General features: G+C 70.8%; 17 protein-coding genes. 6 read left to right on the top strand and 11 right to left on the bottom strand.

From position 1 onward, the window contains the following. Positions 1-119: 119 nt before the first annotated feature. Positions 120-323: a DUF397 domain-containing protein gene (locus OG294_RS21055; RefSeq protein WP_327068059.1), complete on the bottom strand. Its 204-nt coding sequence runs from the start codon at positions 321-323 to the stop codon at positions 120-122. Further along, positions 316-1,182 carry a helix-turn-helix domain-containing protein gene (locus OG294_RS21050; protein WP_327068058.1) on the bottom strand — a complete coding sequence of 289 codons (867 nt, stop codon included), beginning with the start codon at positions 1,180-1,182 and terminating at the stop codon, positions 316-318. Before OG294_RS21050 ends, OG294_RS21055 begins: the two co-directional genes overlap by 8 nt. 304 nt (positions 1,183-1,486) lie before the next feature. Between OG294_RS21050 and OG294_RS21045 the strand changes: the two genes are divergently transcribed. The 4 genes from OG294_RS21045 to OG294_RS21030 are packed head-to-tail and all read left to right on the top strand — an operon-like array spanning position 1,487 to position 2,533. Continuing rightward, positions 1,487-1,888, top strand: coding sequence for an ATP-binding protein (locus tag OG294_RS21045; RefSeq protein ID WP_327068057.1), 402 nt, complete (start codon positions 1,487-1,489; stop codon positions 1,886-1,888). Beyond that, positions 1,885-2,148 carry a hypothetical protein gene (locus tag OG294_RS21040; protein WP_327068056.1) on the top strand — a complete coding sequence of 88 codons (264 nt, stop codon included), beginning with the start codon at positions 1,885-1,887 and terminating at the stop codon, positions 2,146-2,148. Before OG294_RS21045 ends, OG294_RS21040 begins: the two co-directional genes overlap by 4 nt. After that, positions 2,136-2,375: a hypothetical protein gene (locus OG294_RS21035; RefSeq protein WP_327068055.1), complete on the top strand. Its 240-nt coding sequence runs from the start codon at positions 2,136-2,138 to the stop codon at positions 2,373-2,375. Before OG294_RS21040 ends, OG294_RS21035 begins: the two co-directional genes overlap by 13 nt. Beyond that, complete coding sequence (locus OG294_RS21030; RefSeq protein ID WP_327068054.1) at positions 2,372-2,533, top strand: hypothetical protein; 162 nt, start codon at positions 2,372-2,374, stop codon at positions 2,531-2,533. The genes OG294_RS21035 and OG294_RS21030 overlap by 4 nt, the downstream gene beginning before the upstream one ends. Here OG294_RS21030 and OG294_RS21025 read toward each other — a convergent pair. The 8 genes from OG294_RS21025 to pdhA all read right to left on the bottom strand — a co-directional run bounded on the left by OG294_RS21025 (position 2,530) and on the right by pdhA (position 8,877). After that, positions 2,530-3,096, bottom strand: a complete 567-nt coding sequence (locus OG294_RS21025) for a hypothetical protein (protein WP_327068053.1) — start codon at positions 3,094-3,096, stop codon at positions 2,530-2,532. The two genes, OG294_RS21030 and OG294_RS21025, sit on opposite strands and share 4 nt — an antisense overlap. Positions 3,097-3,295: 199 nt before the next feature. Next, on the bottom strand, positions 3,296-3,544 hold the full coding sequence (locus OG294_RS21020; RefSeq protein ID WP_327068052.1) for a hypothetical protein: 249 nt from the start codon (positions 3,542-3,544) through the stop codon (positions 3,296-3,298). A 100-nt stretch (positions 3,545-3,644) separates the two neighbouring features. After that, complete coding sequence (locus OG294_RS21015; protein WP_327068051.1) at positions 3,645-4,505, bottom strand: helix-turn-helix domain-containing protein; 861 nt, start codon at positions 4,503-4,505, stop codon at positions 3,645-3,647. Between the two features lie 6 nt (positions 4,506-4,511). After that, complete coding sequence (locus OG294_RS21010) at positions 4,512-4,997, bottom strand: DUF6879 family protein (RefSeq protein WP_327068050.1); 486 nt, start codon at positions 4,995-4,997, stop codon at positions 4,512-4,514. A gap of 4 nt (positions 4,998-5,001) precedes the next feature. Continuing rightward, entirely contained in the window at positions 5,002-5,229 is a 228-nt protein-coding gene (locus OG294_RS21005; protein WP_327068049.1) for a hypothetical protein, read from the bottom strand. Positions 5,230-5,429: 200 nt separating this feature from the next. Next, entirely contained in the window at positions 5,430-6,728 is a 1,299-nt protein-coding gene (locus tag OG294_RS21000) for a dihydrolipoamide acetyltransferase family protein (protein WP_327068048.1), read from the bottom strand. Positions 6,729-6,733: 5 nt separating this feature from the next. Beyond that, the gene (locus tag OG294_RS20995) at positions 6,734-7,729 is read right to left on the bottom strand and encodes an alpha-ketoacid dehydrogenase subunit beta (RefSeq protein ID WP_327068047.1); all 996 of its coding nucleotides are present in this window, start codon (positions 7,727-7,729) and stop codon (positions 6,734-6,736) included. A 5-nt stretch (positions 7,730-7,734) separates the two neighbouring features. After that, positions 7,735-8,877: a pyruvate dehydrogenase (acetyl-transferring) E1 component subunit alpha gene (pdhA, locus tag OG294_RS20990; protein ID WP_327068046.1), complete on the bottom strand. Its 1,143-nt coding sequence runs from the start codon at positions 8,875-8,877 to the stop codon at positions 7,735-7,737. Positions 8,878-9,075: 198 nt separating this feature from the next. On the opposite strand from pdhA, the gene OG294_RS20985 reads away from it, so the two are divergent. Continuing rightward, the gene (locus OG294_RS20985) at positions 9,076-9,591 is read left to right on the top strand and encodes an Lrp/AsnC family transcriptional regulator (protein ID WP_327068045.1); all 516 of its coding nucleotides are present in this window, start codon (positions 9,076-9,078) and stop codon (positions 9,589-9,591) included. Between the two features lie 25 nt (positions 9,592-9,616). Here OG294_RS20985 and OG294_RS20980 read toward each other — a convergent pair whose 3' ends face one another. Beyond that, positions 9,617-10,210, bottom strand: a complete 594-nt coding sequence (locus OG294_RS20980) for a TetR/AcrR family transcriptional regulator (protein WP_327068044.1) — start codon at positions 10,208-10,210, stop codon at positions 9,617-9,619. 174 nt (positions 10,211-10,384) lie between these two features. Between OG294_RS20980 and paaN the strand changes: the two genes are divergently transcribed. Then, a complete protein-coding gene (gene paaN, locus OG294_RS20975; RefSeq protein WP_327068043.1) occupies positions 10,385-12,067 on the top strand; it encodes a phenylacetic acid degradation protein PaaN in 1,683 nt (560 codons plus the stop codon). Positions 12,068-12,074: the final 7 nt, after the last annotated feature.

Here is a 12,074-nt window from a genome sequence, read left to right as displayed (position 1 = left end):
TTTGCGCACCGGGCCGGCGGGTGGGTCCGCTCTGGTGTAGCCGACGCACAGCGGAAGAAGGCCGCCGACCCGCGCCTTCGCGCAGCTCGGCGGCCTTCGGCGGGCAACGGCCCGATGGTTCAGTTGGATGGGCTGGCGAAGTGGTCGAACTCGCCGTCCTTGACACCCTGGAGGAACTTGGCGAACTTGACGGGGGTGGTGCGGACGATGACGTCGCCCTCGTCGGACTCGCGGAGCTCGATCAGGCCGTCGGCGGTGCGGACTTCGACGCACTCCTCGTCATTGCTGCTGAAGCTGGACTTCTGCCACTGTGAGCTAGTCATTGATTCCTTGCATCTCTTTCATGATGGAACGAATGAAGACGCGTGATTCATCTTCTGACAGTGCAATAGATCCGATGCGATCAAAGGTTGCGCGATAGCGCCCAAGCTGAGCGGGTGAGTCGAGGAGGCGGGAACCGTCAAAGGCATCGAGCTGGATGGTGTCCAACTCCGCTACTGGGCCTGCCATGTGGCCGATGCTCTCACTCGGGATCGGAAAGACTGCCGCATCGAACGGCACGACTCTGATCGAGATCCCCGGGCGCTCGGAGTCTTCCAGGAGCGAGGCAAGCTGGCCGCGGAGCACTGCGGCCCCACCGAACTGGCCGCGTAGGCAGGATTCGTACAGGAGTGACGAGTAGGGCGTCCCGGTTGATCGGACAACCTGTTGCCTGCGCAGGCGGAACGTGGTCCTGGTGTCGACTTCCTGTTGCGGGAGGGGCAGAAGCGTCTGCGCGAACAAGGCGTTGGCGTAGGAACCTGTCTGGAGCAGCCCAGGGACGTAGGACAGAGAAAAGCAGGTGAGCTTCGATGCGTGCCCCTCCAGCTCTGCCAGATCGAGGAGATGGGACGAAAGCACACCTCGGTACTCCTCCCACCAGCCGCTCGGTCCCCGGTTGATGATGATGTCGGCCAGCGCGCTGACCAGGGGCTCGCTGGTGCACATGCACAGGTCAGCGATGGTGTACAAGCGCTCCACGCTGAGCCCGGTCCTGCCGCTCTCCATCTGCGTGACATGGGCAGGGTTGATGCCGAGTTGGCGCGCGAGCTGGCTGCCTCCGAGGCCGGCCTGCTCCCGCATCCGCCGCAGCTCGGTGCCAAGTCGGCGCTGACGGAGAGTCGGGTTCGTTCGAAGGGCCATGGTCTCCTCTCAACAGCTGGTTGAGAGCAGTCTGCCGCACGCGCAGCACCGTGCCATCCACGATCGGATGAACCTCGTGATGTGCGGCACAAATTTGGGACCTCGTGCGCTATGGTCGTTGCCATACCCGATCCGACGGATCGTCAGTAACGCCTTTCACCAGGGCAGTAGGCGCACACTGCCCCGCACCGCAGAGCAGCCACACGCGACCTCAACCAGTCCCGTCCTGGCCTGGCTCACGGCGACGCATCCGCCGATCACCGCATCCTCATCCTCACCAGTCCACCGCCTCGCGGAGGTTCCCATGCCTTCCTGTGCCCGCCCCACCTTCTCCCAGCCGCCCGACTGGTCCGCCGCCCGCAAGGAGCTGCGCGACCTCCTCACCACCGCTGGGTGGTCCGACGACCTCATCCACGACGCCGAACTCGCCCTGCACGAGCTCTTCGTCAATGCCTGGAAGCACGGCGGCAGCCCCGCGCCCGTCGTCGTGGTCGTGCTCCTCGCCGACCAGGCCTTCCGCACGCTCCGGGTCTCCGTCGCCGACGACAGCCCCGCTCTGCCCGAGCAGCGCCCCCGCACCGCCGATCCCTACGAGCTGTCCGGCAGGGGCCTGCACCTGGTCCGCGCGCTCACCCACCGGTTCGGCGCCGACCCGCACGAGCGCGGCGGCAAACGCGTCTGGTTCGAGCTGGACTCGGCCGCGTGACCGCCGCCCGCCGTGCGCCGATCGCGCCGGCCGACCCCCGTACCTGCGACTACGACGATGCCCAGGTGACCGAGCTGATCACCGAACTCCAGCAGCGAGGAAACCAGTTCGGCCTTCTCTGGGGCTCCGCCCGGACCAACGGCACCGTCGACGGGCACGTCCTCGTCAACTTCGGCAACGCCCCGGTCAGCACCCTGCTCAACCTCCTCGACCTGATCCGCGAGCTGGAAGGGAGGGAGCAAGAACCATGGGAGTCCTGATCATCCTCGGCGGCGCCGCGCCCCACGTCGAGCGGACCACCGTCGCCCACCTCGACGTCGAGTCCGCGCCCGACGCCGCCCTCCAGCTCCGGGCCGCCGTCGACCTCGACATCCACGTCGGCCCCGGCGAACAACTCGCCCTCGCCCTCACCCACCAGCAGGCCGATCACCTGCTCCAGGACCTGGCCGCCCGGCTCGGCCGGCGCCTCATCGGCATCCACCGGTGAGGCCCGGCACCGAGGACGCTCTGATCATCGCGGCCCTGGCGATCTGCTTCGCGCTCGCGATCGCCGGCGTCGCCCTCGGAGTCGTCACCTCCCTCCGGCTGACCCGGCCCGACGAGGACACCACCCTCCCGACGGGCCCACCCCCTCCACCTGGCTAGAACTCCACCCGGCGGACGTACACGGCGTCGGCGAGCAGCGAGAAGCCATGCCCCGCCCAGGCGCGCCGGAGCTTCACCACGGCCTCCTCGTCCGGGCGCCGAACCTCAGGATCATCGGACTCGTACGAGCAGACCTCTCCAGGCCCGTGCTGCGGATGGACGGGTGCCGGATAGCACACTGCCAGCGCCCCAGGCACAGCTAGGCGGCGCAGGGCTTCGACGGCCAGGCGCATCCCCACGCCCTTCCCGCGCCATTCGTCGCAGACCTCGACCGACTCCAGCAGGAGCAACAGCGAGGGCCGCAGCTCGGCCACGGCAGGGGTCATCCTGCCGTCCTCGGTGAAGATCACCTGCGGGATGCGGTCGAGAAGGCCCGGGTCGGCAGCCAGCGTCTCCCGGATGTTCGGGACCGCACCAGGAACAACACGGGTGATCACGGCGGTCCCGAATACCTTGCCCGAGTCATTCTGGTAGAAGGACGCCGTCCAGCGGTCCGCCCTCAGAGCCCAGTCCGTCTCGGAGAAGTGCCGTGTGCTGTACGCGATGACAAGTCGGTCATCCATCGCCGTTCTCCCTCGAAAACGGCGGCAGGCCCCTCACGACGCGACGCGCGCGAGGGGCCTGCCGCCCTGCTGGCCGAACCGCTACTTCTGCGGCGGGTTGGGGTTCTCCGGCGCGGGCTTGCCCGCGTGCTTCGGCGGCGGCTTCGCGTCCCCCTTGTGCTTCATCGTGGCAGTGCTCATGAGTAGTTCCTCCTGCTTCCTACTCGTCGCGGTCGGGGTCGGTGGTGTCGCCATCCGGCGGCATGGGGCCTGGTGGCCTCTCGGTGGGAGATGTCACGATAATGTCGTCCTTCGTGCACTGGTGCTTCGGACAGCCGCACCACGCGGTGTTGACCAGTTCGGGCGTGCCGCGCGCGACGCGATCCCCCTGTGCGGCGAGGTACTCGGCTCGGACCTCGGCCATCTCCCCGGCGCTGACCGTCTTCCTGATTCGGGTGCTCGCGGCCACAACAACCCACTTCCTCGGGGCAGTTGGTACTGTCCCCAGGAAGAAGGTAGGAGCCACGGCGACCGCGTCTCCAGGAACTTGCCCTGGTTTGCCGGGAGGTTCAGCCCAGCGAGTCGATCGCGGTGGTCACAAGAGACCGGAGAGCAGCGCCGTGAACAGCGAGCTGCCCGAGCTGGGCGAAGGTGCGGGCGTACTGCCGCACCTCGCTGGGCTGGGTGATGGTGATCTCGGCCGTGACGGTCTCGACGACGACACGCGCCTGGTCGAAGATCCAGAACCCTTCGACCGGCCACACCGCGCGCCGAACGCCGGACGGGATGACGCCGAGGCTGACATGCGGTAGCTCGGCGACCCGCAGGAGATGGCCGTACTGGGCGGCCATAGTCTCGTCATCGGCCACGCGGGAGCGCAGCGCGGACTCTTCGATCAGGAAGGCGAAGCGCCGCCCACCGCCGTCGTAGAGCACTTCCTGCCTCTGCAGCCTGCCCTCGACCGCCGCTTCGATCTCCGCTTCGACGTCGGCACCTGAATCCAAGCGGCGTACGGACGTGCTGAGGATGGCCCCAGCGTAGGCCCTCGTCTGGAGGAGCCCAGGAATGACGCCTGGCTCGTAGATGCGGAAGTGCCGGGTGCCCTTGAAGAGCGGTACCGCCGTGTACTGAATGTGGCGGGCACCGTTGCGTGCGGCGCGCCGCCATTCGACGTACATTCCCTCGATGCCGTGGGCGGCGGCGATCAGGTCGTCGGCTTGTTCGGGCACACCGCACACGGCTGTCCACGCGCGGATGTCGTCGCTGCTGGGGAGCCTGCGTCCGCTCTGGATGTTGGAGCACTTGGACTCGTGCCAACCAGCGCGAGAGGCGAGCTCCCGCGCTGTGAGGCGTGCGTCTCTCCGGATCTCTCCCAGCCGCTTTCCGAGGTCGAGCCGGCGCTGGCGGACCGCTGGTGTTTCGGAGGTCACTGTTCGTCAGACGATGCTGTAGTCCTCGTGCGGCACGGCTTGTCGCCAGACGGCCTCGAATGCCTCCCGGCACAGGTCGATGGCTGCCGGTCGCGTGTCGATCTCGGCGCCCTCCCAGTCGCCGTTGCCCGCGAAGTGAAGAACGAGGAGGGTCTCATCGTCGAACAGCCAGAAGTCGTTCCCCGGTAGAGCGATGGCGGTACTCCGCCGTCGCGGAAGCCATCGGACGTCCTCGCCGGCAGGCTGGTTGAGCGACGTCGTGTACTCGTACTCGAAGCGCAGGTAGTCGCTGGCGGGCGTCGAGAAGACGCGGGCGCGCTGCACCTGGACTCCTCGGTGCGTGGCACCTGAGACTGCCGCGCGCCACGCCTGGCTCCCAGCGTCCAGCTCTACCCGGTTCTCCCGCTGCCAGGTGATGAAGCACGGGTCGTCGAGCATGTACCCGTCGCGCATCTCAAGGTGCTTGGCGCTCCTGGTCGCTTCCCTGAGCAACTGATCAACTGTCGGCGTCGGCACCGTGGTTGACCTCCGGGAAGAACTTCATCATGCGGCGCGGGAACTCGATGACATCCTCGTGGTCCGGGATGTCCAGCTGCGACAGCCGCTCCTCGTCAAGCACCTTCCACCCTTGTAGCAGGTAGTTGTCGGTGACGTCGTCGTAGTAGACGGTAGGCGAGTTGCCGTTGCGACTCTCCGGGTCCTTCCCAAGCCTGTGCAGTGCCATCGTGCGTCTCCTTTGGCTGCGGAGTCGAGCGCTGTGACACAGCGTGCCGCAGTTGCGGGCTCAGAACGCCGAACTTGCCCGAACTTGCCAGCACGGGTTCAGCGGAGGCCGGGATCCCCAGGTCGGAAGACCCCTCCTCGGCTTGGCCACGGCGGTCATCATGAAGCACCGCCGCGGCCCTGCTCCGCGTCGCACGCTGCTCACACCTGCCGCAGCAGCATCCCCGGTCGCTCCACGCAGTCCGCGACGAAGCGCAGGAAGCCGCCCGCCGTGCCGCCGTCGCAGACCCGGTGGTCGAAGGTGAACGACAGCTGGGTGACCTGGCGCACTGCCAACTGGCCTTCGTGGACCCATGGTTTGGCCGTGATCCGGCCCACCCCGAGCATCGCCGCCTCCGGGTGGTTGAGGATCGGGGTGGAGCCGTCGACGCCGAAGACGCCGTAGTTGTTGAGGGTGAAGGTGCCTCCGGTCAGCTCGGCCGGGGTGAGCGTGCCGGCGCGTGCGGAAGCTGTCAACCGGCCCAGCTCCGCGCCCAGTTGCTCGGTGGTGAGCCGTTGCGCGTCGCGCACCACCGGGACCACCAGACCGCGCTCGCTCTGCGCGGCGAAGCCCAGGTGGACGGCGGTGTGCCGGCGCAGCGCGACCGGGGCGCCGTTCGCGTCCAGGTCCACGCTGGAGTTGAGCTCGGGGTGGCGGGCCAGCGCGGCCACGCAGATCCGGGCGAACAGTGCGAGCAGGCTGACCTTCGGGGCGTCCGGTGCCTGGTTCATCTGGGCGCGCACGGCGAGCAGTTCGGTCGCGTCCGCGTCCACCCAGACAGTGACCGCCGGGATCTCGTGGTGGCTGCGGGTGAGCTTCTCGGCCACCGTGCGGCGCAGCCCGCGCAGCGGGACGACCTCCGCGTCCGCAGGCACCGCGGCGGGTGCCGGGGCGGCGGCCGGCAGGATCGCGCGTTCCACGTCGGCCCGCATGATCAGCCCGTCCGGGCCGCTGCCGGCAACGGCGGCCAGGTCGACGCCGTGCTCCCGGGCCAGCCTGCGCACCAGCGGGGAGATCACCGCGATCGCGGTGGCCGGCTGCTCGACCACCGGCTGCGGAGCGGCGACCGGAGCAGCGACGGCCTGCCCGGCCGGGGCCGCAGCACCCACCCGGCGCCGACGCGAGCCCTTGCCGCCCTCCGCCACGCCGTACCCCACCAGCGGGCGCTCGTTCTCCTGCGGCCCCGCGGCATCGGGCACGGTGGTGCCCGGCTCCGGCGAGACCGCCACCGTCACCAGCGGCTGTCCCACCGCCCGTTCCTCGCCGACCTCGCCGTAGCGCGCGGTGACCACCCCGCCGTACGGGCAGGGCACCTCCACCATCGCCTTGGCGGTCTCCACCTCCACCACCGGCTGGTCGACGGCGATCACGTCGCCGACCTCCACCAGCCAGCGCACCACCTCGGCCCCGGTCAGTCCTTCGCCGAGGTCCGGCAGGGTGAACTCACGCACGATGGGCATCACGCTCAGTCCTCCCACTGCAGCTTGGCGACCGCGTCCAGGATCCGGTCCACGCCGGGCAGGTGGTGGTGCTCCAGCATCGGCGGCGGGTAGGGGATGTCGAAGCCGGTCACCCGCAGCACCGGAGCGGCCAGGTGGTGGAAGCAGCGCTCGCTGACCCGGGCGGCGATCTCGGCACCGACGCCGCCGAACCCGCTCGCCTCGTGCACCACCACCGCGCGGCCCACCGAGCGGACCACCTCGCAGACCGTCGCGTCGTCGAACGGCACCAGGCTGCGCAGGTCCAGCACCGCCAGGTCCCAGCCCTCGGCCCTGGCCGCCTCGGCCGCCTCCAGGCAGACCGGCAGCGAGGGCCCGTAGGTGATCAGCACCGCCGAGCGCCCGGCCCGGCGCAGCACCGCGCGCCCGATCGGCTCGCTCGGGGCCGTGGTGTCCAGCTCGTCCTTGGACCAGTAGAGCCGCTTGGGCTCCAGGAAGATCACCGGGTCGTCCGAGGCGATCGAGGCCCGCAGCAGGCCGTAGGCGTCGGAGACGGTGGCCGGGGTGACCACGTGCAGCCCGGGGGTGGCCGTGTAGTACGCCTCGGAGGAGTCGCTGTGGTGCTCCACCCCGCCGATCCCGCCGCCGTAGGGCACCCGCACGGTGATCGGCAGGCCGAGCCCGCCCGCCGTCCGGTTGCGCATCTTGGCCACGTGCGAGACGAGTTGCTCCATCGCGGGGTAGGCGAAGGCGTCGAACTGCATCTCCACCACCGGGCGCAGCCCGTACATCGCCATGCCGATCGCGGTGCCCAGGATGCCCGCCTCGGCCAGCGGGGTGTCCAGGCAGCGGTCCGCGCCGAACTCGGCCGCCAGGCCGTCGGTGATCCGGAAGACCCCGCCCAGGGTGCCGACGTCCTCGCCCAGCAGGTGCACCGCCGGGTCGGCCCGCATCTCGTCGCGCAGCGCGGCGTTGAGCGCCTGCGCCATGCTGCTGGTGCGCACACCCTGCTCCGTGGTCATCACGTTCACGCCCCCGCCCCCGCCTGCTCGGCCGCCAGCTCGGCCGCCAACTGTTCCGCCTGCTCCATGAGTTGCGGCGTCGGTTCGGCGTACACGTGCCGGAACAGGCTGAGCGGGTCGAGCTCGGGCTCGGCGTGGAACTCCGCGCGCATGGTGGCCGCCACCGCCTCGGCCTCCTCGGCCGCCCGGGCCACCGTCGCGTCGTCCAGCAGGTCGGCCTCGCGCAGGTGGCGCTCCATCAGCACCAGCGGATCGTGCGCGCGCCAGGCCTCCACCTCCTCGCCGACCCGGTAGCGGGTCGCGTCGTCGGCGTTGGTGTGCGCCTCCAGCCGGTAGGTCAGCGCCTCCACCAGGGTCGGCCCGCCGCCGGACCTGGCCCGGTCCATCGCTTCGGCCAGCACCGCGTGCACGGCCACCACGTCGTTGCCGTCCACCAGCCGTCCGGGCATCCCGTAGCCGACCGCCTTGTGCGCCAGGCTCGGCGCCGCCGACTGCTTGGTGAGCGGCACCGAGATGGCGTAGCCGTTGTTCTGCACCAGGAAGACCACCGGGGCGTTCAGCACCGCGGCGAAGTTCAGCGCCTCGTGGAAGTCGCCCTCGCTGGTGCCGCCGTCGCCGAGCATGGCGAGCGCCACCACCGGCTCGCCGCGCAGCCGCGCCGCGTGCGCCAGCCCGACCGCGTGCGGCGCCTGGGTGGCCAGCGGGGTGCAGAGCGGCGCGGTCCGGGTGGCCCGGGGGTCGTAGCCGGTGTGCGCGCTGCCGCGCAGCAGGGTCAGCGCGGCCAGCGGGTCCACCCCGCGCCCGACCACCGCGAGGGTGTCGCGGTAGCTGGGGAAGAGCCAGTCGTCGGCGCCGAGCACGGCCGCCGCCGCCACCTCGCAGGCCTCCTGGCCGGTGGAGGAGGGGTAGACCGCGAGCCGGCCCTGCTTGGTGAGGGTGGTCGCCTGCTGGTTGTAGCGGCGGCCCACCACCAGTCGGCGGTACAGGTCGCGCAGCAGCTCGGGGTCGTACTTGGCCAGCGCGGGGGTGCCGAGGACGCGGACCGGGGAGGTGTCCGGCAGCAGCGGTGCGGGGTCGGTCCTGGGGCCGCTCGCGTCGGGCAGCCACGGGGGGACGGGCGCGGTGGGCCGGTGGTCGAGGACGGTCATCAGGCACCTCCAAGGGGTGGGGAGGTCGCCGCAGCGGAAGCCGGCGGGCCGCGGGAAGGACGGCAGGGGGGTGTTGCCTCCCAACCGATTGTTCGGTTGTCTGTTCATTGTGGCCACAGCCGAACCAAGGTGCTGGACAATCGGCCGCCGCGGCAGTCTGCTGAAGGCAGCGCGTCCATCATGGGAGGGCTGGGGGACATGAGTGCTGAACAAATGGCCGGGTCGACCGGAGGCAGAGCGCAGCTCCCGGCGGTGGGCACCGGCGCCGACCGGGGCCTCGACCGGGTCGACCGCTCGATCCTGCGGCTGCTCCAGCAGGACGGCCGGGCCTCGATACGCTCGGTCGCCGAGCGGGTGCACGTCTCGCGCGCCAACGCCTACGCCCGGATCGCCCGAATGATGGAGGACGGCGTGATCCGCGGCTTCACCGCCCGGGTCGACCACGAGCGGGCCGGTCAGGGCGCCTGCGCCTACGTCACCCTGAAGATCGTCCAGAACTCCTGGCGCACCGTGCGCGAACAGCTGCTCGACCTGCCGGGGGTGGCGCACATCGCCCTGGTGGGCGGCGAGTTCGACGTGCTGATGCTGGTGCACACCGCCGACAACCGGGCGCTGCGGGAGCTGGTGCTGGGCAGCATCCAGGCCATCCCCGACGTGCTCTCCACCCAGACCCTGCTGGTCTTCGAGGAGACCGACCGGGTGCCCCCGGCCTGAGGGCCCCCGGCCCGAGGGCGCCCGCTCAGGCCCGCAGACCGTCGAAGGCCAGGTGGATCACCGCGTCCGGCACCCCGTCCACCGTGTGCTCCGCCAGCGGGCCGTCGGGCCGGTACCACTCGACGATCGAGTTGATCATCCCGAAGAGCAGCCGGGTGGCCAGCCGCGGCTCCACGTCCGCGCGCAGCTCGCCCGCCGCCACCGCCTCCCGGAGCAGCTCGGCCACCCGGTGGTCGAAGTCCCGGCGGCGCTCCAGCGCCCACTTCTCGGTGCCGGTGTTGCCGCGCACCCGCAGCAGCAGCGTGACGTAGGGCAGCTCGGCCAGCAGCACCTCGGTGGTCCGCCGCACCACGTGCTCCAGCCGGTCCACGGCCCGGCCCCGGCCGGCACCCGGCTCGTCCAGGATCGCGAACAGCCCGTCCAGCGCCCGGCCGACCGCGAGCCGCAGCAGCTCCTCCTTGCCGCGCACGTGGTGGTAGATCGAGGACTTGGAGATCCCGGCCGCCCGCGACAGGTCCTCCATCGAGGTGCCGTCGTAGCCGCGGTCGTTGAAGACCTCCACGGTGACGGCGAGCAGGGAGTCGACGGTGTAAGTGGTGCGGTTCGGGTACTCGGCCATGCACCGAGTATCCCCGCACCCGGCGGGCCGCCTCCGTGCACCCCTGGCCGCGCACCCCTTGCCCGTGCTCCCCGTCCCCGCACAGCCCGTCCCCGCACACCCTGTCCCCCCGACCGATCGTTCGGTTACGCTGAGGAGCGTCAGCCCAGTCCTCCCCCTCCGAGGAGAGCCCGCATGGCCGCCGTGGACGCATTGATCGAACGTCACCAGGAGACCCTCACCCGGGCGCTCACCGCGCTCGGCGAACGGGACTACTGGTCGCCCTACCCCGAGTTCCCCAAGGCCTACGGCGAGGGCGCACCCGAGGAGGGCAGGCGTGCCTTCGAGTCCCTGCTCGGCACCCCCTTCGCGCTGCCCGGCCAGCCCAGCACCGGCGAGCTGGAGGGCACCGAGGTTTCCCCCTTCGGCCTCGAACTGAACATCTCCTACCCGCGCAGCGAGGTCCCCGAGCTGCTGGCCGCCGCCAAGGCCGCCCAGGGCGCCTGGGCCGCCGCCACCCCGGCCGCCCGCGCCGCGGTCTGCCTGGAGATCCTGGCCCGGATCAACGCCCGCTCGCACGAGATGGCGCTGGCCGTCCAGCACACCACCGGTCAGGCCGCCGCGATGGCCTTCCAGGCCGGCGGCCCGCACGCCCAGGACCGGGGCCTGGAGGCGGTCGCCTACGCCTACGCCGAGCAGGCCAAGCTGCCCGCCGAGGCCGGCTGGACCAAGCCGCAGGGCAAGCGCGACCCGCTGGTGCTGCGCAAGCGCTTCGTCACCGTGCCGCGCGGCACCGCGCTGATGATCGGCTGCAACACCTTCCCGACCTGGAACGGCTACCCCGGTCTGTTCGCCTCGCTGGCCACCGGCAACCCGGTGGTGGTCAAGCCTCACCCGCGCGCGGTGCTGCCGCTGGCGCTCACCGTGCGGATCGCCCGCGAGGTGCTCGAGGAGGCCGGCTTCGACCCCAACCTCGTCACGCTGGCCGCCGAGCGCGACCGCGAGGGCATCGCCAAGACCCTGGCGCTCCACCCGGACGTGCGGATCATCGACTACACCGGCTCCACCGAGTTCGGCGACTGGCTGGAGCAGAACGCCAAGCAGGCGCTGGTCTACACCGAGAAGGCCGGCGTCAACACGGTGGTCATCGAGTCCACCGGCAACTACAAGGGGATGCTGGCCAACCTGGCCTTCGCGCTCTCCCTCTACACCGGCCAGATGTGCACCACCCCGCAGAACCTGCTGATCCCGCGCGGCGGCATCGAGACCGACCAGGGCCCGAAGTCCTACGACGAGGTGGTCGCCGACCTGGCCGGCTCGATCGAGGGCCTGCTCGGCGACGACGCCCGGGCCGCCGCGATCCTGGGCGCCGTGGTCAACCCGGCTGTGCTGCAGCGCAGCGCGGCGGCGGCCGGCGGCGAGTACGGCGACCTCGCCCTCGCGCCGCGGGTGGTGACCAGCGAGGAGTTCCCGGGCGCCACCATCCGCACCCCCGCGCTGATCAAGGTCGAGGCGCACAAGCCGGACGACCGTGCGCTCTTCCTCACCGAGTGCTTCGGCCCGGTCTACTTCGCCGTCGCCGTCGACTCCGCCCAGGACGCCGTGGAGCTGCTGCGCCTGACCGTCACCGAGAAGGGCGCGATGACGGCCACCGGCTACACCACCTCCGCCGAGGTCGAGCAGCAGCTGGTCCAGGCCTGCCTGGACTCCGGCGTCTGCCTCTCGCTCAACCTCACCGGGGGCGTCTACCCGAACCAGACCGCCGCCTTCTCCGACCTGCACGGCACCGGCGCCAACCCGGCCGCCAACGCCGCCTACACCGACGCCGCCTTCGTGGCCAACCGGTTCCGCGTGGTGGAGATCCGCTACCAGGACTGAGCCGGCC

The sequence above is a fragment of the Kitasatospora sp. NBC_01302 genome, assembly GCF_035976515.1.
Taxonomy (GTDB): Bacteria; Actinomycetota; Actinomycetes; order Streptomycetales; family Streptomycetaceae; genus Kitasatospora.
The sequence above is the reverse complement of the archived record's forward strand: the minus strand, read 5'-3'. Positions and strand labels throughout refer to the sequence as shown.

What these genes read in the sequence shown, in the direction of transcription:
- OG294_RS21055 (WP_327068059.1), bottom strand. Translation starts at nt 323, where the DNA reads ATGACTAGCTCACAGTGGCAGAAGTCCAGCTTCAGCAGCAATGACGAG.
- OG294_RS21050 (WP_327068058.1), bottom strand. Translation starts at nt 1,182, where the DNA reads ATGGCCCTTCGAACGAACCCGACTCTCCGTCAGCGCCGACTTGGCACC.
- OG294_RS21045 (WP_327068057.1), top strand. Translation starts at nt 1,487, where the DNA reads ATGCCTTCCTGTGCCCGCCCCACCTTCTCCCAGCCGCCCGACTGGTCC.
- OG294_RS21035 (WP_327068055.1), top strand. Translation starts at nt 2,136, where the DNA reads ATGGGAGTCCTGATCATCCTCGGCGGCGCCGCGCCCCACGTCGAGCGG.
- OG294_RS21025 (WP_327068053.1), bottom strand. Translation starts at nt 3,096, where the DNA reads ATGGATGACCGACTTGTCATCGCGTACAGCACACGGCACTTCTCCGAG.
- OG294_RS21005 (WP_327068049.1), bottom strand. Translation starts at nt 5,229, where the DNA reads ATGGCACTGCACAGGCTTGGGAAGGACCCGGAGAGTCGCAACGGCAAC.
- OG294_RS21000 (WP_327068048.1), bottom strand. Translation starts at nt 6,728, where the DNA reads ATGCCCATCGTGCGTGAGTTCACCCTGCCGGACCTCGGCGAAGGACTG.
- OG294_RS20995 (WP_327068047.1), bottom strand. Translation starts at nt 7,729, where the DNA reads ATGACCACGGAGCAGGGTGTGCGCACCAGCAGCATGGCGCAGGCGCTC.
- pdhA (WP_327068046.1), bottom strand. Translation starts at nt 8,877, where the DNA reads ATGACCGTCCTCGACCACCGGCCCACCGCGCCCGTCCCCCCGTGGCTG.
- OG294_RS20985 (WP_327068045.1), top strand. Translation starts at nt 9,076, where the DNA reads ATGAGTGCTGAACAAATGGCCGGGTCGACCGGAGGCAGAGCGCAGCTC.
- OG294_RS20980 (WP_327068044.1), bottom strand. Translation starts at nt 10,210, where the DNA reads ATGGCCGAGTACCCGAACCGCACCACTTACACCGTCGACTCCCTGCTC.
- paaN (WP_327068043.1), top strand. Translation starts at nt 10,385, where the DNA reads ATGGCCGCCGTGGACGCATTGATCGAACGTCACCAGGAGACCCTCACC.